This window comes from Streptomyces sp. NPDC048291, from assembly GCF_043201715.1.
Classification (GTDB): Bacteria; Actinomycetota; Actinomycetes; order Streptomycetales; family Streptomycetaceae; genus Streptomyces.
The window spans coordinates 421,109-438,778 of sequence record NZ_JBICZC010000012.1; the positions used below are offsets into that span (position 1 = coordinate 421,109).

General features: G+C 70.9%; 18 protein-coding genes. 4 read left to right on the forward strand and 14 right to left on the reverse strand.

Annotation, left to right across the window (positions count from 1 at the left end):
* Positions 1-89: 89 nt before the first annotated feature.
* Positions 90-1,820 carry an L-aspartate oxidase gene (locus ACGF5O_RS32490; protein ID WP_393813453.1) on the reverse strand — a complete coding sequence of 577 codons (1,731 nt, stop codon included), beginning with the start codon at positions 1,818-1,820 and terminating at the stop codon, positions 90-92.
* Between the two features lie 244 nt (positions 1,821-2,064).
* Here ACGF5O_RS32490 and ACGF5O_RS32495 point away from each other — a divergent pair, with 244 nt between their 5' ends.
* Complete coding sequence (locus ACGF5O_RS32495; RefSeq protein ID WP_393813454.1) at positions 2,065-2,595, forward strand: DUF1003 domain-containing protein; 531 nt, start codon at positions 2,065-2,067, stop codon at positions 2,593-2,595.
* A gap of 125 nt (positions 2,596-2,720) precedes the next feature.
* Here the strand turns inward: ACGF5O_RS32495 and ACGF5O_RS32500 are convergent, their stop codons facing one another.
* Positions 2,721-3,218: an Ohr family peroxiredoxin gene (locus tag ACGF5O_RS32500; protein ID WP_393813455.1), complete on the reverse strand. Its 498-nt coding sequence runs from the start codon at positions 3,216-3,218 to the stop codon at positions 2,721-2,723.
* A gap of 404 nt (positions 3,219-3,622) precedes the next feature.
* On the opposite strand from ACGF5O_RS32500, the gene ACGF5O_RS32505 reads away from it, so the two are divergent.
* The gene (locus ACGF5O_RS32505) at positions 3,623-4,351 is read left to right on the forward strand and encodes an SDR family oxidoreductase (RefSeq protein WP_393813456.1); all 729 of its coding nucleotides are present in this window, start codon (positions 3,623-3,625) and stop codon (positions 4,349-4,351) included.
* Positions 4,352-4,459: 108 nt separating this feature from the next.
* Here the strand turns inward: ACGF5O_RS32505 and ACGF5O_RS32510 are convergent, their stop codons facing one another.
* Positions 4,460-4,888, reverse strand: coding sequence for a cupin domain-containing protein (locus ACGF5O_RS32510; protein WP_393813457.1), 429 nt, complete (start codon positions 4,886-4,888; stop codon positions 4,460-4,462).
* 291 nt (positions 4,889-5,179) lie between these two features.
* A complete protein-coding gene (locus ACGF5O_RS32515; protein ID WP_393813458.1) occupies positions 5,180-5,653 on the reverse strand; it encodes a carboxymuconolactone decarboxylase family protein in 474 nt (157 codons plus the stop codon).
* 274 nt (positions 5,654-5,927) lie between these two features.
* On the opposite strand from ACGF5O_RS32515, the gene ACGF5O_RS32520 reads away from it, so the two are divergent.
* Positions 5,928-6,416, forward strand: a complete 489-nt coding sequence (locus ACGF5O_RS32520; RefSeq protein WP_393813459.1) for a MarR family winged helix-turn-helix transcriptional regulator — start codon at positions 5,928-5,930, stop codon at positions 6,414-6,416.
* Positions 6,417-6,649: 233 nt separating this feature from the next.
* Positions 6,650-7,588, forward strand: a complete 939-nt coding sequence (locus ACGF5O_RS32525; RefSeq protein ID WP_393813460.1) for a sigma factor-like helix-turn-helix DNA-binding protein — start codon at positions 6,650-6,652, stop codon at positions 7,586-7,588.
* 17 nt (positions 7,589-7,605) lie between these two features.
* Here ACGF5O_RS32525 and ACGF5O_RS32530 read toward each other — a convergent pair whose 3' ends face one another.
* The 10 genes from ACGF5O_RS32530 to ACGF5O_RS32575 all read right to left on the reverse strand — a co-directional run bounded on the left by ACGF5O_RS32530 (position 7,606) and on the right by ACGF5O_RS32575 (position 17,436).
* A complete protein-coding gene (locus ACGF5O_RS32530) occupies positions 7,606-8,274 on the reverse strand; it encodes a nitroreductase (RefSeq protein ID WP_393813461.1) in 669 nt (222 codons plus the stop codon).
* Positions 8,275-8,387: 113 nt separating this feature from the next.
* Positions 8,388-8,756: a MarR family winged helix-turn-helix transcriptional regulator gene (locus tag ACGF5O_RS32535; protein WP_393813462.1), complete on the reverse strand. Its 369-nt coding sequence runs from the start codon at positions 8,754-8,756 to the stop codon at positions 8,388-8,390.
* A gap of 359 nt (positions 8,757-9,115) precedes the next feature.
* Positions 9,116-9,673, reverse strand: coding sequence for an NADPH-dependent FMN reductase (ssuE, locus tag ACGF5O_RS32540; RefSeq protein WP_393813463.1), 558 nt, complete (start codon positions 9,671-9,673; stop codon positions 9,116-9,118).
* A 60-nt stretch (positions 9,674-9,733) separates the two neighbouring features.
* Positions 9,734-10,522 (reverse strand): alpha/beta hydrolase, encoded by a 789-nt coding sequence (locus ACGF5O_RS32545; RefSeq protein WP_393813464.1) that lies wholly within the window; start codon positions 10,520-10,522, stop codon positions 9,734-9,736.
* A gap of 50 nt (positions 10,523-10,572) precedes the next feature.
* Positions 10,573-11,913, reverse strand: coding sequence for an LLM class flavin-dependent oxidoreductase (locus ACGF5O_RS32550; RefSeq protein WP_393813465.1), 1,341 nt, complete (start codon positions 11,911-11,913; stop codon positions 10,573-10,575).
* 59 nt (positions 11,914-11,972) lie between these two features.
* On the reverse strand, positions 11,973-12,827 hold the full coding sequence (locus ACGF5O_RS32555) for an ABC transporter ATP-binding protein (RefSeq protein WP_393813502.1): 855 nt from the start codon (positions 12,825-12,827) through the stop codon (positions 11,973-11,975).
* A 53-nt stretch (positions 12,828-12,880) separates the two neighbouring features.
* Positions 12,881-13,771 (reverse strand): ABC transporter ATP-binding protein, encoded by an 891-nt coding sequence (locus tag ACGF5O_RS32560; protein ID WP_393813466.1) that lies wholly within the window; start codon positions 13,769-13,771, stop codon positions 12,881-12,883.
* A complete protein-coding gene (locus ACGF5O_RS32565) occupies positions 13,771-14,751 on the reverse strand; it encodes an ABC transporter permease (protein WP_393813467.1) in 981 nt (326 codons plus the stop codon). The genes ACGF5O_RS32560 and ACGF5O_RS32565 overlap by 1 nt, the downstream gene beginning before the upstream one ends.
* Positions 14,752-14,753: 2 nt before the next feature.
* Complete coding sequence (locus tag ACGF5O_RS32570; protein WP_393813468.1) at positions 14,754-15,809, reverse strand: ABC transporter permease; 1,056 nt, start codon at positions 15,807-15,809, stop codon at positions 14,754-14,756.
* Positions 15,810-15,855: 46 nt separating this feature from the next.
* Positions 15,856-17,436 (reverse strand): ABC transporter substrate-binding protein, encoded by a 1,581-nt coding sequence (locus ACGF5O_RS32575; RefSeq protein WP_393813469.1) that lies wholly within the window; start codon positions 17,434-17,436, stop codon positions 15,856-15,858.
* Positions 17,437-17,670: the final 234 nt, after the last annotated feature.

Here is a 17,670-nt window from a genome sequence, read left to right on the forward strand (position 1 = left end):
GCCCTCGACGGTGTCGTCGAGGGCGGAGCCTCTTCCCTTTGACGCGTCCCGGGCCTGGATTGAGGAAATGCCCGGACCCGGTCCCGGCGTTATTCGGCGAGCTTTCCATCGGTCGAGACCTCTGCCATCACAGAGGAAATCTCGTCGGGGATGGCAGGAATGCTCTCGCGGGTGATACCCGTCGTCGGCGACCACACGAGGTTGACCTGCTGAGCGGGGTCCAGGTGGGGGTAGTCGCTGCGGTTGTGGCAGCCACGGGTCTCGCGGCGCTCAAGTGCCGCTTCGAGGGTGGCTCGGGCCGCCAGGGCCGCGGACTTGAGATCAAAGGCGTGCGCGAGGTCCTGGAAACCGGCGATGTCCGGGTGCACGCCGACGTCCTCCATGCGCTTCTCGATCGCCGCGAGCTCCGCGAGCCCGGCGCGCAGGCCCTCTTCGTCGCGTACGACTCCGGCGTGCTCGGTCATGGTGTTGCGGATGGCGCGCTGCAGGGCGCGGACGTTCTCCGGTCCGTCGGCCACCAGCAGATCGTCGATCTCCGCGCGGGCCTGCGCGACAGCCGACGCCGACCGCGGCTGGGCGGTCAGGGACTGCGCGTAGGCCGCGGCCGCCCGGCCCGTGATACGGCCGAAGACCAGCAGCTCGATGAGGCTGTTCCCGCCGAGGCGGTTGGCGCCGTGCAGACCGCTCGACGCCTCCCCGATGGCGTACAGGCCGTGCACGTCGGTGCTGTGGTCCTCGGGGCGTACCCACACCCCGCCCATCGAATAGTGCGCGGTGGGCGCGATCTCGATCGGATCGCGCGTGATGTCCAGCATCTGCAGGTCGAGCAGGGTCTGGTAGACGCGGGGGAGACGCGTCATGATCGTCTGCCGCGGCAGGTGGGAGACGTCGAGCCACACGCCCCCCTTGGGCGTACCCCGCCCTTCCTTGATCTCCGTGTAGGAGGCCAGGGCCACGCGGTCGCGGGTCGACAGCTCCATGCGCGCGGGGTCGTAGCGGTTCATGAACCGCTCGCCGAGTGCGTTGCGCAGGATGCCGCCCTCACCGCGCGCGGCCTCGCTGACGAGCGTGCCGGCCGCGTTCTCGGGCTCGATGATCCCGGAAGGATGGAACTGCACCAGCTCGGGGTCGCGCAGCCGGGCTCCGGCCTCCACGGCCAGACGGAACGAGTCGCCCGTGTTCTCGTCGCGCCGGGAGGACGTCCGCCGCCAGATGCGGGTGTGACCGCCGGCGGCGAGGATGACGGCGTCGGCGTGGATCAGGTACCGCGTTCCGTGCGTGAGATCGAAGCCGTAGGCGCCGAAGACGGCGCCGTCGTGGACCAGCAGCCGGGTGATGTAGACACCGTCGAGCACCGGGATGTTCAGCTGTTCCGCGCGCCGGATGAGCGTGCGCTGGATCTCCAGACCGGTGTAGTCGCCGGCGAACGCGGTCCGCCGGAAAGTATGGGCGCCGAAGAAGCGCTGGGAGATCCGGCCGTCCTCCTCGCGGGCGAAGGCCATGCCGTAGCGCTCCAGGTCGCCGATGCCCCGAGCGGCGCCCTGGGTGACGATCTCCACGGTGCGGGGATCGGCGAGCAGGTAGCTCTCCTTGAGCGTGTCGGCCGCGTGCTGCTGCCAGCTGTCCTCGGGATCCATGGTGCCGAGGGCGGCGTTGATTCCTCCGGCGGCAAGCGCCGTGTGCGCGTCCTCCTTGGGGCGCTTGCCGACCGCGAGGACGTCGATACCGGCCTCGGCCAGCTCGATCGCTGCGCGCAGCCCGGCACCTCCGGTTCCGATCACCAGCACCGTGGCGGAAACATGTTGTTCGGTGATAGTCACGAGCTACTCCGATCGCCGTGGGATTGTCACCCACTAGGACCGGGCCGCCCCGGATCCTGTGACAGCGCCCGGATCGGGCGTCGGCCGTCACGATCTCGTGGGCTCCACGGTCATACCTCCGGTCGTACTCCCAGGTGTCCTCCGGACATGAGGGCGTTCCGGGCGTCCCCACCTGGTCGTGCCGGGGCCACGGGCGGCCGGCGGCGATGGCGTCCGCGGCGAGGGAAAGAGGGTGTAGGTACGAATGACCGTTCGATCCGAAGGGCAGGCCTCCCGGCCGCGCTCCGCTTCCGGCGGCACTGACCGTATCGGCCTCCGGGCTCGCCACGAGCGGCTGGTGTTCGCCCGGGTGCGCACGTCGCAGGACCGGTTCGCGGACGCGATCACGGCCTTCGCGGGCACGATGGGCTTCGTCTACGTGCACGCCGTCTGGTTCGCGGTGTGGATCGCCCTCAACCTCAGGCTGTTCGGCGCCGCGGCGGTCTTCGACCCCTACCCCTTCGGGCTGCTCACCATGATCGTGAGCCTTGAGGCCATCTTCCTGTCCACGTTCGTCATGGTGAGCCCGAACCGGCAGGCCGCACGGGACAACGTCCGAGCCGATCTGGATTTCGAGACCAATCTTCGTGCCGAGATCTGGACCGCGCACATAGGCGAGGCGCTCGGCCTGAATCCACAGGAGATCGAGCTTCACGTCCAGGAGATCATCAAGCAGAGCAGGAGCGCGCTGGAACCGGGCTCCAGCGTTCCGTCGGTGGCCCCGGATTCGCTGTGAACGTGGCCTTCCGGCGGCCCGCTCTCCTTCTCTTCCGACGGCTGTCGTGTGCAGGCGTGAGGCACACGACAGCCGTCGGAGCTGTCGGAACGGCGTACGGCCGTGCAAGCGGCCGACGTCGTCGGCTACGAGGACAGCGTGATGCTGGTCGGTGTTCCCCGCAGGGCCATCTTCGTGTAGGGGCAGAGCGAATCGGCCTTCTCCACGAGCGGGGCGGCGACGGCAAGGTCGATTGCCGGCCACTTGACCTCAAGGTCGACGTGCAACAGGTACCCGCCGTCCTCCGGGTCCCGTCCGAAAGCCACGGTCGCTTCCACGGAGATCGCCACGGGGTCGAGTGCGGCCTGCCGTGCGACCAGACTCAGCGCCCCGTGGAAACAGGCGGCAATACCGGCGGCGAACAACTGCTCGGGATTCGTCCCCTGCCCGTCTCCGCCCAGTTCTACGGGCATGCGCAGGTCGAGATCCAGGACGCCGTCGCCCGAGCGGGCCCTTCCCGAGGCCCGCCCGTGACTCGCCGTCCCCCCGTTCACCGTCACGGTGGTGGTGTAGATCGGCGCGAAGACCTCTCCGTCGAAGTCCTTGTCGGTGGACAGATCGGGCAACCGGGTCGGCTCGTTCACGGCATGACTCCGTCGGCGTCGCAGGAGACAGCTGGGCACTGAGCCGACAACGGCGCGGCGGGGCTCACGTTCGTCGGCCTTTGCGCACCCCGCGGCCTGTCTGTACCGAGCCGCCGTGCGCTGCCGGACTGCGGGCGGCCATGGGCAGTACCCGAAGGACCGGTGATGTCGAATGCCATAGGTGGGGCACCTTCGCGTATGGAGGGCTTCCAGATGCGGACAGTCAGTTGACCGACAGATCCCTGTCGTTGTGACAGCCGCCGTCGAGGCAGGTGCGGGTGGACCGCTCCGCGGCTGACGGGGGGCTTTGGCGCACCCTGACATGTGTCCGAGCCGAACCCGTAATGCCCACATATATTGGTTTATGTCGCATTCCGGACGCGCTATCGACGGAAGGGCATGTCATGAAGTTCGCGGTCATCGGCGGTACGGGACTGATCGGGTCGCAGGTCGTCAAGAGCCTGAACGCCGCCGGGCACGAGGCGGTGCCGCACTCGCAGTCCACAGGGGTCGACATCATCAGCGGTCAGGGACTGGACGAGGCGGTCACGGGAGCCGACGTCGTCATCAACTTGACGAACTCCCCGACCTTTGACGACGCCTCCCTCGCGTTCTTCCGGACCTCGATGGACAACCTCCTGGCGGCGGCCGAGAAGGGCGGCGTCGGCCACTTCGTCATCCTCTCGATCGTCGGCACGGACCAGGTGCCCGAGCTGGACTACTACCGTGCCAAGACGCTCCAGGAGAAGATCCTCGCGGACGGGCCGATCCCCTATTCGATCGTGCGAGCCACGCAGTTCATGGACTTCCTGGACGCGGTGCTGTCCTGGACCGCCGACGCGGACAGCGTCCGGCTTCCCGCCACGCCCATTCAGCCCATCGCCTCCAAGGACGTGGCGCACGCGGTGGCGGAGGTGGCCGCCGGCGCCCCGCTGAACGGGATCCGCAACATCGCCGGCCCCGAGATCTTCCCCCTGGACGAACTGGGCCGGATCACGCTGTCCCACAAGGGCGACCCCCGTACCGTCGTCACCGACCCCACCGCCGGTATGTTCGCCGTGGTCAAGGGTGACGTCCTCACCGACAAGAACGCCCACCTCGCACCCACCCGCTACGCCGACTGGCTCTCCTGACCAAGGCGCGGTCGGGCATCCGGGGGCGCCGTGCGTCCGCCAGGGGCTGCCGTTCATGCGACGGCACCGCCATGGCGAGGTCCATGGCGGTGCGCGGGGCGGCGGAGCTCAGTCGGTGGGGCGCGGGGCGCGCAGGTGGGCCCGCTGCTCCAGTTCCTCGTCGTCGACCAGCGTGAGCATCGGCTGGTTCGGCGCGCACATCATGAACACGATGTACTTGGCCGGCACCTCCGAGGAGGCGTTGCCGTTCTGGTAGTGGATCACCTCACCGCCCGGCTCCCAGAACGTCTCACCGGCCTTGATCACGTGCTCCGGCTCGCCTTCGAGCTCCCACCGCACCGCACCTTCGATGACGTAGCCGAAACACGGCCCCGAGTGGCGGTGCGGAGGTGTCCCGGGGTCCCCGGGGGCCCACTCGACGAGGACGGTCATTCCCGAAGCGCCCTCGGGAACGAAAGGCGGCTTGACGTCCGCCAGCATCTTCGGTCCGAATCCGTCCGCTGAGTGCATCTCGTGCATCTCGTGCATCTCGTGCATGGTGCTACCTCCGTATACCGGCCCGGAACGGACGGGCTTCCGTCGGCGTTCCAGGCTCACAACGACTTGACTTACAGCGAAGACACAGCGCGGCCCGCCTCCGTGACACGCCGCGAGCCGCCCGCGTCACGCACAGCGGGCCGGTGCTCGCCCGCCACCGGCTCGGCCGACCACCTGCTTGACCGCAGGCGGCCGGAGCCCGAACGTCGTTCTCCGCGCCGAAGACATCGATGACGGGGCGAGGGGTGTCCCCGCCCGGTTGCATCTCGGCCCCCGGCCCCGGCTTCCGGCTCAGCCGAACATGCCGACCGTGTAGCTGCCGGCCGGCTGCTGGGTGATGAGGTTGATGCGGTTGTAGGCGTTGATGATGGCGATCAGGCTGGTCAGCGCGGCGAGTTGGTCCTCGTCGAAGTGCTTCGCGGCGTTCGCCCAGGCCTCGCCGGAGACGCCACCGGCCGCGTCCGCGACGCGGGTGCCCTGCTCGGCCAGCTCCAGCGCGGCGCGCTCGGCCTCGGTGAAGACCGTCGCCTCCCGCCAGGCGGCGATCAGATTGAGCCGCACCGAGGTCTCCCCGTGGTGGGTGGCCTCCTTGGTGTGCATGTCGGTGCAGAAGCCACAGCCGTTGATCTGGCTGGCGCGGATCTCCACCAGATGCTGGATGGCGGCCGGCAGCGTCGAGTCCGACAGCGCCTTGCTGGCCGAGACGAGGTGCTTGAGCACCTTGCCCGCGAGGGGATTGCCGTAGTAGTTGAGACGCGCGTCCATGGGTCCTCCTTGCAGAAATGCTGGTACGCACTACTGACCGGGCAGCCCACCGAGGTGTGACACCGCAGCCTGGTGTGACCTGGGTCGCGGTCGTCATCTCGTCACCGCGCCCGTAGGCCCGTGCTGTGGCGGAAAGGCCGTCAGGAAGGCATCCCTCGACGCCGTAGTGCGGAACGCAGGTCCGGATCGAGCGGTGTACCCGCTGCGCCGCGTGCGCACCTTTTGTGTCAAACGCTACGGTATTGGGTGAGTGGACAGCTGATAGCGTGAAGCTGTGACAGCCGACACCCCTCGTCCCTCGGCCGCCTCCCGTGCGACCGACCGTCCCGGGGACGTCTCGCCTTTCGCCCTCGGCCTGTTGTTGCGGCGGGCGCATTGGCGGGTGGCCGGGGTGATGACGGAGGCGTTGCGTCCGCTGGGTATCGAGTTGCGGCATTTCGCGGTGTTGTTGGTCCTGGTCGACCGGGGGCCCACGGTGCAGCGGGACCTGGGTCCGGCGACGGGGTCGGACAAGGCGGGTGTCATGAGGGTCGTGGACGATCTGGAGCGGATGGGGCTGGCCGTCCGCAGGGCGGTTCCGGGGGACCGGCGGGTACGGGCGGTGGAGATCACGCCGCGGGGTGTCGAGTTGTTCGACGCGGCGCATGTCGCGGCGGAGCCGCTGGCCGAACGCCTGGTGGCCGGCCTGGAACCGGGCGAACGCGAGCAGCTGACGGGACTCCTGACCCGGTTCGCCCACCCCACGGAACACGACAGGACATGAACACGCCCGGCCCGGACGGGTTCCCTTTCGGCGTTCGCGTCATACCGGCGTGAGGGAAGGCCGGTTGTCCTCGGCCTGTGTGACGAGATGGGCTCCGGCCCGATGCATTCCCGAGATGCGTGGCCGCGGGAGACAGCCGGTGTCACACGTCGCGTGCATGCCCGGTCAGAGGATTGAGCCGAGGAACGAAAATGTCTGTGCTGCGCTGTGCCTTGTGAGGGGGAGAAGGCCAAATGGACGATGCCGACGCGGTGCCGGTCGCGGAGTTGCTCGATGAGCGGCGGCACCTGCTGGAAGTGACCTACTGGATGCTGGGCGACTCCCGCGAGGCGGAGAACGTGGTCGGCGAGACCTACCGCCGTTGGTACGGGCTGTCCGACCGGGAGCGCGGCCGGATCACGGCTCCCCGGCACTGGCTCGCGAAGACCGCGGGCGGGATCAGTCTGGACCTGCTCGCCCGCCCCCGTCGTGGCGGGACCGGCCGGTGGGACCGGTCGGCGGAGGACCTCGCGAGGACGGGAGACGCCGAGGACGCCCAGGCGGGCCTGGCGGCGGAGGTCAGCCGCGTTCTGCTGGACGCGCTGGACTCGCTGTCGCCGGCCGAGCGGGCGGCGTTCGTGCTCAACGACGTCTTCGGGATGGCCTCCGACACCGTGGCCGACATCGTGGGACGCCCGGAGTCCGAGTGCGTCGAGCTCGCCGACCGCGCCCGCCGCAGTCTTCGGCGGCAGCGCTCGCGCTCCACCCCTCCCGATGAACAGGATCTCCTCGCCCGCACCGTCCGCCAGGCCTGCGTGGCCGAGGATGCCGGACTGCTCGAGTCGCTGCTGTGTCCCGACGTCACGGCGTTCTTCGACGGCGGCGGCAAGGTCCGCGCACTGGGCAGGCCGGTACACGGCAGCCGTCGGGTCGCCCACAGCCTGCTGACACTCCTGGGCCGCCAACCTCGCACCACCCTGACCACCCACTCGGTCAACGGGCGTACCGGCCTCATCGCCCGTTACGACCGCCAGGTCGCCGCCGTCGTCAGTCTCGACATCGCCGAACACCGTGTCGCGCAGGTGTGGGTTGTCCTCAATCCCGACAAGCTGCGGTCCTGGAACCAGCCCCCGGCCATCCCGGACTCCGGCTCGCACGGGGGCCCGTCACAGCAGGGCGACGGCTCGCTCTGATCGCGGGCGCCGACCGGTCAGCAGCCGCCGACGAACGTGACCGTCTCTTCAAGCGGCGCCCGGCCGATACGGGGTTGGCTTGCCGTGACGTCCTCGTGCCCGATCGACATGCCGCAGAAGAGAAGGAGTTCGTCCGGCGGCGACAGGACCTCCGCGACGGTCTTGTGATACTTCGCCCAGGCCATCTGCGTGCAGCTGTGCAGCCCTTCGGTGCGGAGCAGCAGCATCACGGACTGCAGATACATGCCCAGGTCCGACCACTGGGGCCGGCCCATGCAGCGGTCGACGTAGCAGAACAGGGCGGCGGGTGCCCCGAAACAGTCCCAGTTCGCGGCAGCGGCCCTCTGCCGCGCCTCCAGGTCCTCGCGCGGAATGCCGAGTGCGCCGTAGCGCTGCTCGCCGAAGGCGGATCGGCGTTCCTGGTAGGGGCTCTTGAGGGCCGCGGGGTACTGCTCGTACTCCGGCTCGTCCCAGGGGTCGCTTGCGGCTATGCGTTCGCCGGCACGCTTTTTGAGCTCGGCCAGCGGTCGGCCGGTCAGTACGTAGACGTGCCACGGCTGGAGGTTCGATGCGGATGGTGCCCAGGCCGCGGCGGACAGCACGCGCTCCAGCACCTCCCGCGGCACCTGCTGGTCGGTGAATCCCCGCACGGCTCGCCGACTCGCGACGGCCTCGTAGACATTCATGATCGCCTGCACCCCTTTCTGCTCGGCACCTCCACGATCGTCTCACTCGAAATAGTATCGGTCAATACTATCTCGGATGAGCGGGGTGGCGTGCGGAGGCGGGCCGGGCGTGTTCATGTCCTGTCGTGTTCCGTGGGGTGGGCGAACCGGGTCAGGAGTCCCGTCAGCTGCTCGCGTTCGCCCGGTTCCAGGCCGGCCACCAGGCGTTCGGCCAGCGGCTCCGCCGCGACATGCGCCGCGTCGAACAACTCGACACCCCGCGGCGTGATCTCCACCGCCCGTACCCGCCGGTCCCCCGGAACCGCCTTGCGGACGGCCAGCCCCATCCGCTCCAGATCGTCCACGACCCTCATGACACCCGCCTTGTCCGACCCCGTCGCCGGACCCAGGTCCCGCTGCACCGTGGGCCCCCGGTCGACCAGGACCAACAACACCGCGAAATGCCGCAACTCGATACCCAGCGGACGCAACGCCTCCGTCATCACCCCGGCCACCCGCCAATGCGCCCGCCGCAACAACAGGGCGAGAGCGAAGGACGAGGCGTCCCCGGGGCGGTCCGTTGCGCGGGAAGCGGCCGAGGGGACGGCTTCGTGAGGTGCGTGGGCGGTCACAAAGTCACATTACAGCCATAGGCGCATTCGAGACGGTTTCACTTGAGTCGGTCACAGGTGGATCGAGGAGCCGTGATCAGGCCTGAGCCGTACCGCGCGAGGGGGGCGTGGCCAGGGACCAGGTGGTGCACGATCGCCGCAGACCGTGACCCGCGGATCCGTGCCCCGCGCTGCTGCGTGGTCCGGGCCCCGGGACGCGTCCCTTGGTCCGGTCACGGCCGGGCCGGGGCTCAGCCCGCGGCCGCCAGCTGGGTCGTCCGGCCGCGCAGCGCCGTCGAGAAGCGGTCCGTGACCTCCGCCAGCGCCTCGGCCGAGGCCGGGGCCACGGTCAGCCGGCCGTCGGAGTCCGTCGTGAGGTCCTTGTCGAGCGTGAACCAGCCGGGCACGATGTGCGTGGCGCCCATGGAACTGAGCACCGGGCGCAGGGCGTAGTCGATGGCCAGGACGTGCGCCGTGCTCCCGCCGGTCGCCAGCGGCAGCACGGTCTTCCCGGCCAGCGCGTACTGCGGGAGCAGGTCGAGCAGGGACTTCAGCAGGCCCGAGTAGGCCGCCTTGTAGATCGGCGTGCCGATCACCACGCCCTCGGCCCGCTCGAACAGCGCGGTGGCCTCGACGACGGCCGGATGCGCGAAGTCCGCGCCGAGCAGGGCTTCCGCGGGCAGGGTCCGCACGTCGAGGGCGATCACCTCGTGCCCCTGCGCGGCCAGCCGGCGGTCCAGGTGACGCAGCAGACGCGCGGTGCGCGAGGTGGCGGACGGGCTTCCGGAGACGGACAGGACAAGGGCCATGGTGAGCCTTCCAGAGTCGGAACGGGGGAGTCGGTCAGGAGTCGGAGGCGGCCGGGGCGCTCACCACGCGCTCGACTCCACCGTGACCACCGGGACGAGGTCGTTGCGCAGGGTCTCCAGGAACGTGACGGTCTCGGCCGCCACCGAGCGGTGCTGGAGGTCGTTGAGGACGTCGTGGTGAGCGCCCCGGACGACCGCGAGGCGGGCGCGGGGCCAGGACTTGGCCGTGCGGTCCAGCGCGTCCCGGTCCGCGAGCGGGTCGGTGTCACCGGCCAGCAGCAGGGCGGGTACGGCGAGTTCGCCGTCGTACGCGGCCGTGAGCAGCGGCTCGGGCACCGCGTCGGCGAGCGCTCCCCGGCTGAACCCGGTGTCGCCGGTGAGCCTGGCGCGGTGGGTCGGGCAGGAGGTGCGCACGTCGAGCTCGTCCTCCCAGGTGCCGGTTCCGGTGGGGGCGGCGGTGCGTCCGGGGAGGCCCGCGAGGACGACGGCGTCCGGCCGAGGTGCTCCGCCGGACGCAGGCCGGGCCAGCAGCGCTGCGATCGAGAGGGCCCCGGTGTCCGCCCCGGCCAGCACGAGCGGTCGTACGGCACCACTGTCGGAACCGTCGGGCGCGGTGCCCTCGGCGGCCGTGGCGAGGGCCGTGCCGAAGCGGTCCAGGGCGCCGGGGAGGTCGGCGGCGTCGAGGGCCGGGGGATCGACCACCCGGACCCGGTAGGCGTCGGCCGCGAGGCGTCTGCCGAACCGCTCGTAGGTCGCCCGGCTCTCTCCCCGGCCCGGCACCACCACGACGGTGCCGCGGACGAGCAGGCCTTCGGGCCCGTGGTGGTCGGTGTACTCGGTCGTGGTCATGTCCTCACTCCTGCGGTCGGCCGTTGCCGGTCTCTGGTCGGTGGGTGCGCTCAGTCGGTCGCGAGCGCGCGCTCGCGGGTGTGCCGGTTGACGGGCACCGGCAGGCCGAGGTTGCCGCGCAGGGTGTCGGCGGCGTACTCGGTGCGGAACAGGCCGCGCTTCTGCAGCAGCGGGACCACGCCGTCAACGAAGAGCCCGAGTTCGTCCTCGGTGCGGAAGGCGAGGTTGATGCCGTCGAAGGTGCCGGCGGCGAACCACCGCTCGATCGCGTCCGCGACGGTCTCCGGCGCCCCGACGAACGGCGAGCGGCGGAACTCGTTGGCCGACTCCGCGACCTGGCGGAGCGTCAGCTTCTCCGTTCGGGCCCGCTCGATGATCCGGGCCGCGCTGGTACGGCCGCCCTTCTCGGCGAGGTGGGCGATGTCCGGGAACGGAGCGTCCAGATCATGCGCGCCGAAGTCGTAGGCACCGAACGACCGGCCCAGCAGCGCCAGGTTGCGCACCAGGTCGTTGTCCTCCTCGAAGATCTCCCGCTCCCGGCGCAGCGCCGCCTCGTCGGTGGCGGCGACGACCGGCCCGCCGTGGATGAAGATCTTGATGTGCTCGGGGTCCCGCCCGTAGGCGGCGGTACGGCGCTTGATGTCGGCGTAGTAGTCCTGGGCCTGCTCCAGCGAGCCGCCCGGCGCGTAGATGCCCTCGGCGACCCGGGCGGCCAGGTCCCGGCCCTCCTCGGACACCCCGGCCTGGAAGATCACCGGCTGGCCCTGGGGCGAGCGGGACAGGTTGAGGGGGCCGGCCACCTTGAAGTGCTCGCCCGCGTGGTTGAGTTCGTGCAGCCTGGCCGGGTCGAGGAACAGGTCCCGCGCGACGTCGGCCGGGAAGGCGTCGTCCTCGTAGGAGTCCCACAGGCCGCGCGCCACCTCGACGAACTCCAGGGCCCGGCCGTAGCGGGTGGTGTAGTCGAGGTGCTCGTCGAGGCCGTAGTTCTTCGAGGTGCCGGTGTCGAAGCTGGTGACGACGTTCCAGCCGGCCCGCCCGCCGCTGATGTGGTCCAGCGAGGCGAACCGGCGGGCCAGGTTGAAGGGCGAGTTGTACGTCGAACTGGCCGTGCCCACAAGCCCGATGTGCCGGGTGTGGGTCGCCACCGCCGACAACAGGGTCAGCGGCTCCAGGCGGTTGAGGTAGTGCGCCGGGTAGGTGGCGTTGATGAACTGGCTGTCCACGATGAACAGGGCGTCGAACAGGGCGTGTTCGGCGGCCTGGGCCAGCCGGATGTAGTAGTCGATGTCGATGCTGGCGTTCTTGGCGACCCGGGGGTCCTTCCACAGGCCGTGCTGGCCGGGGCCGCCGACGCCGTAGGGGTGCAGCGCGAGGTGGATCTTGCGGGACATGGTGGGTCCTCTCGGTGGTACTCGGAAGCCGGTGGTGTTCGGGAAGCCGGTGGGTCGCGTCAGGCGTGCAACAGGGCGCGCAGCGCCTCGCGTTCGGCGCGGCCGGCGCCGGCCGGACCACGGAGCGTGGGCGCCGAGCCGACGAGCAGCCGGGTGTAGGGGTGCCGGGGGCGGGCGATGACGTCACCGGCGGTACCGGTCTCCACCAGCTCGCCCCGGTACAGCACCGCGATGCGGTCGGCGACGCCGGCCACGGAGCCGAGGTCGTGGGAGATGAAGACCTGGGCCACGCCCGTGTCCCGGAGCTCCTTGAGGATCTCCAGGACCTGGACCCGGTTCGCCGAGTCCAGGGCGCTGACCGGCTCGTCCAGGATGATCAGCCGCGGTTCGGTGATCAGCGCCCGGGCCACCGCGACGCGCTGCCGCTGGCCGCCGGAGAGCTCCCCGGGCAGCCGGTCCAGGAGTTCGGCCGCCAGCCGTACCCGGTCCAGCAGGGCACGGGCCCGCTCGACGGCCTCCGGGCGCGGGACACCGCGGACGAGCAGCGGCTCGGTGAGCGAGTCCGCGACGCTGAGGTCGGGGTCGAGGCTGCGCAGCGGGTCCTGGAAGACGTACTGCACGACACCCCGGCGCCGCAGCTCGCGCCACTGCCTGCGGCCGTACCCGGTGACCTCCTCGCCCGCGACGGTGACCGAGCCGCCCGCGGGGCGGACCAGGCCGAGAACGGCGCGGGCGAGGGTGGACTTGCCGGAGCCGGTCTCCCCGATGAGGCCGACGGTCTCGCCGGGGGCGACGGTCAGCGACACACCGTGCAGGGCGCGGCGGCGCCTGCGGCGCGGTCCGTAGTCGACGTCCAGCCCGGTGACGGCGAGGACCGGGCTCACGGGGCCGGCGTCGGCGAGCGGGGTGCTCACGGGGTCGACCCCGGCGAGCGGCGGGTTCGCGGTTCCGGTGTCGGCGGTGCCGCTCACGTCTCCTCCTCCGCGGCGAGGAACTTCTCCAGGCCGTACTGTTCGTGCTCGGCGATGAGCAGCCGGGTGTACTCGTGCCGGGGCTCGTGCAGAACCCTGCGGGTGGGCCCCTGTTCGACCACCTCGCCGCGGCGCATGACCAGCACCTCGTCGCACCACTGGGCGACCAGGGCGAGGTCGTGGGAGACCAGTACCAGGGCGAGCCCGGTGCGTTCGCGCAGATCGGCGAGGAGGTCGAGGATCTCCGCCTGGACGGTGACGTCGAGGGCGGTGGTGGCCTCGTCGGCGATGAGGACCAGCGGGTCGGCGGCGACCGCGGTGGCGATCAGGACCCGCTGGAGCATCCCGCCGGACAGCTCGTGCGGGTACTGGTCGTGGACCAGCTCGGGGTCGCGCAGCCGGACGGCCCGGAGCAGTTCCAGCGCCCGCTGCCGGGCCGCGCGGCGCTTCAGGCCGAGCTTGACCCTGACCACCTCGGCGATCTGCGTGCCGACCCGGAGGGACGGGTTGAGGTAGGACGCCGGGTCCTGGAACACCGCGCTGACGGTGGCGCCCCGCAACTCGGTCCACCGGCGCGCGGTCAGGGTCGCGATGTCGGTGCCGGCGATCTCGATCGTGCCCTCGGTGACCTCGAAGTGCGGGGGCAGGATGCCGAGCGCGGCCCGGCAGGTGAGGGTCTTGCCGCTGCCGGACTCGCCGACGATGCCGACGGTCCGGCCCGGGGCGAGGTCGAAGCTCACCCCGTGCACGAGCTCGCGGTCGCCCGCGTGGTCGGTGATCCGCACCCCGCGCAGCGAGAGCACGGGCGCGGCCGGCGTCTCGGCGGTACGGGTCGCGGCCGGGACGAGGTCGCCGGACAGGCCGGACAGGCCGGACAGGGTCGTCATCACGCACCTCCTGAGGTGACGGGGCCGGCCGGGCCGGGCCGGTCGGCACGGGCCTTGCGGTCGTCGGTCCCGTCGCCCCCGGTCCCGTCGCCGCGGCCGGTCCTGTGGCCTCCGGTCCTGCGGTCGCCGGCCCGGTTGGCCCGTGCCTTCCGGTCGTTGACGAGGGCGCGCCCGGCCTCCCCGGAGACGTCCCGGACCGCGTCGGCGAGCAGGTTGCAGGCCCAGACGGTGACCGTGATGAGCAGGGCGGGCGTGAGCGGGGCCCACGGGCGCTGGCTCAGGTAGCCGAGGTCGGAGGCGAGGAGCCCGCCCCAGGTGGGTGCGGGCGGCTGCACGCCGATGCCGAGGAACGTCAGACTGGAGACGATGACGAAGCCGACGCCGACCGTCTGGGCCAGGGCGACCGCGATCGGCGGCAGCACCTTGGCCCACACGTGCCGGCGCACGATCCAGCCGGTGGACGCGCCGGAGATCACCGCCGCCTCCACGTACTGGGAGCGGGTCACCGAGAGGGTCGCGGCCCGGGCCACCCGGTAGAACAGCGGCGACACCAGGACCCCGGTGACGAGCATCGCCTGGGTGATGCCGTTGCCGAGCAGCGCGACCACGGCGACGGCGAACAGTAGGAACGGCAGCGCCACCAGCGTGTCCGCCAGGCGCAGGGTGACCCACTCGAAGACCCGGCCGAGCTGCACGGACAGGATGCCGGGGACGACACCCACGACCAGTGCGGTGACGGCGACTTCGAGGGAGCCGAGCACGCTGATCCGGGAGCCCGCCAGGAGCCGGCTGAGCACGTCCCGGCCCAGGTAGTCGGTGCCCAGCCAGTGCGACCCGGAGACGGCGGCGAGCGTGTCGTCGCTGGTGCCCAGCGGGTTCTGCGGGGCGAGCAGCGGGCCCAGCAGGGCCAGCAGGGCGACGGCGACGAGGACGGCGACGGCGATCCTGCCGGTGGTCAGGGAGAGGACGCGGCGGACCATGCTCACACCCCCCGCCGGGCGGCCGGGGTCACCCGGGCCAGCACCAGGTTGACGATCAGGTTGAAGGTGACGACCAGGACGATCGACACCACCAGGACGCCCTGCACGGCGGGCACGTCACCGGCCTGTGCGGAGTCGTTGGCGAACCGGCCGAAGCCCTGCAGACCGAAGATCCACTCGGTGACCACGGAGGCACCGACCAGCGCGGGGAACTTCAGCCCGAGAGTGGCCAGCGCCGGTCCGAGGCCGTTGCGCAGCACATGCCCGAAGAAGATCCGACGGGGACTCAGCCCGCGGACGACTGCCCCGGTCACGTAGTTCTCGCCGTACGCGGCGACCAGGCTGGTGCGCAGCTGGCGGGCGACGTCGGCGACCACGTCGAAGCTCAACGCGACGGCGGGCAGGGTGATGTGGGCGAGCCAGGGGCCGAAGCCCTCGGCGGCCGGGATGTATCCGGCCGACGGGAACAGGTGCAGTCCGACCGCGAAGACCGCGACCAGCACGATGCCCACGACGAACGCGGGCATCACCGAGATCACCGTCACGAACCCGGTGATCACGCGGTCGACCCAGGTGGTCCGGCGCAGCGCGGCCACGGTGCCCAGGGCGAAGCCCGCGACCACGCCGATGACGAGGGCGAAGACCGCCACGGACAGGCTGACGCCGAGCCCGAGGCCGATCAGGGTGGAGATGTCGGCCCCGTTGACCCAGCTGGTGCCGAGCTGTCCGTGCAGGACGCCGGTGAGCCAGTCCCAGTACTGCACCAGGAAGGGCCGGTCCAGTCCCCACTGGGCCTCGATCCGGGCGATCGCCTCGGGAGTCGCGTCCTCGCCCAGCTGGATGCGCGCCGGGCTGAGCCCGCTCAGCGACCGCAGCGCGAAGGTCACGAACGTCGCGACCAGGAAGACGGGCACGAAGATCGCGACGGACCGGGCGAGGGTGGCCAGGATCCTGGCCGACGCGCGCCGGATCCTGACCGTGGCACCCCGGTGACGCGGTACCGGTACGGCGGGTGCGCTCGGCACGGCCGGTGCGGCCGGCGCGTCGGTCGTCGTCATGGTGCTGCCCCCTCTCTACTCGGTGTCTCTCTGCGGTGGACGGCGGTCAGTTGGAGCCGGAGACGGTCACTCCGGTCCAGTCGATGTGGGCCGGGTTCTTCGGCAGGCCGGAGATCGACCTGCTCTTGGCGAAGAGGTTCGGCGAGGAGTAGGTGAAGACCAGCGCCTTGCTCTTCAGGCCGGCCCTGGTCGCCGCCTGGAGCACCTGCGTGTAGTCGGCCGCGTCCAGCGGGGTCTGGCGCACCTTGGCGACGGCGGCCTCGAACCCGGCGGGCTCGTACGGCGAGCTGAGGTTCAGCGGGCCGTTCGGGCCGAAGTGCGCGGTCAGCGTCTGGAGCGCGGAGTCCCGGCCGGTGGTGCCGTACACGGAGAGTGTCAGGTCCTTGGCGAAGAACGGGGTGGCCCAGTTCTTGTCGATCTTGATGGCGACGGTGATGCCGACCTTCGCCAGCTGCGACTGCACGATCTCGGCCTGCGGGTCCTCCGCCGGGATGACCAGGTTCAGCTTGATGTCCCCCGACTTGTAACCCGCCTCGGCCAGCAGCTTCTTCGCCTTCGCCGGGTCGTAGGGGTAGGCGTCCGCGGACTTCGGGTCGTAGGCGACGTATCCCTTGGGGAAGGGCTGGTCGGTGGCCTCGCCGTAGCCGAAGGTCAGCTTGTCCACGAACTCCTGGCGGTTGACGGCGTAGCGGACCGCGTCGACGACCTTGTCGTTGTCGAACGGCGCCTTGTTGATGTTCAGGCTGATGTTGGAGGCGTTGAACCCGGGCTGTACGAAGACGTCGAGGCCGGCCTTCTTCGCGGCGTCCGCCTGACTGGGCGCGATGTCCGCGAAGTTGTAGACGCCGGTCTGCAGTCCGGAGACGACGGTCGACGCGTCGGGCGCGGAGGTCAGTTCGACGTGGTCGATGTGGATGTTCTTCGCGTCCCAGTAGTCCGGGTTCTTCCTGAGGACCACCTTCGTGCCGGGCACCAGCTGGGTGACGACGAACGGGCCCGCGCCGACCGGGTTCTGGTCCAGCTTCGTCGGGGCCGCGGCGGCCTTCGGGCTGGCGATCTGCAGCACGCGCTCGCCCAGCAGTTGCGGGATCTGGTAGTCGACCTGGGTGAGGTGGACGACTGCGTCCAGCCCCTCGGCGTCGACGGACCCGATGGAGGTCAGGTCGCCGAACAGGGCGGAGTTCTTCTGCTTCTTGGCCCGCTCGACGGCATCCTTCACGGCCGTCGCGTCGACCGGTGTGCCGTCGCTGAACTTCAGCCCGGGGCGCAGGTGGAAGGTGATCTCGTCGCCCCTGCTGTTGTAGTCCCAGCTCTTGGCGAGGTCGGGGACGGCGTTGCCCTTCTCGTCCGTGCGGGTCAACGAGGCATAGACCAGGGAGAGTTCACGGAACTGGGCGCCGCTGCCCGAGACCACCGGGTCCCAGTGGGCGGGGAAGTAGGAGGAGGCCCACTTCAGGGTGGCGGTCCCGCCGGACGCGGCGGACGACCCGCCGGCGCAGGCGCCGAGGGAGGGCACGAGCAGGGCGGCGAGGACGGTGCCGAGAGCCGTGGCGCGCAGCCGGCCGGCGGGGCGGGGGGTGCGGCGGGCGGCCGGTCTGGGGCGTGCGGGGGTGAGGCGTGTGGACATGGCTGTCTCTCTGCTACGGCCCCGGTCCGCATCGCGGAGGTGACCGGGGGAGGGGAAAAGGCGTCGGGCGGCGATCCGGGGCCGCGCCGCAACGGGACTGCCACGACAGGGACACAGGGGTCTGTCGGGGCGCAGGGGTGTGCGGCGGCGGGCGGGGCGCAGAAGGCGTCGCGGCGCTAGGAGGGGGGCGCGCAGAGCGGTCGGGTCCGGCGGAACGGGGAAGGGCCGGTACCG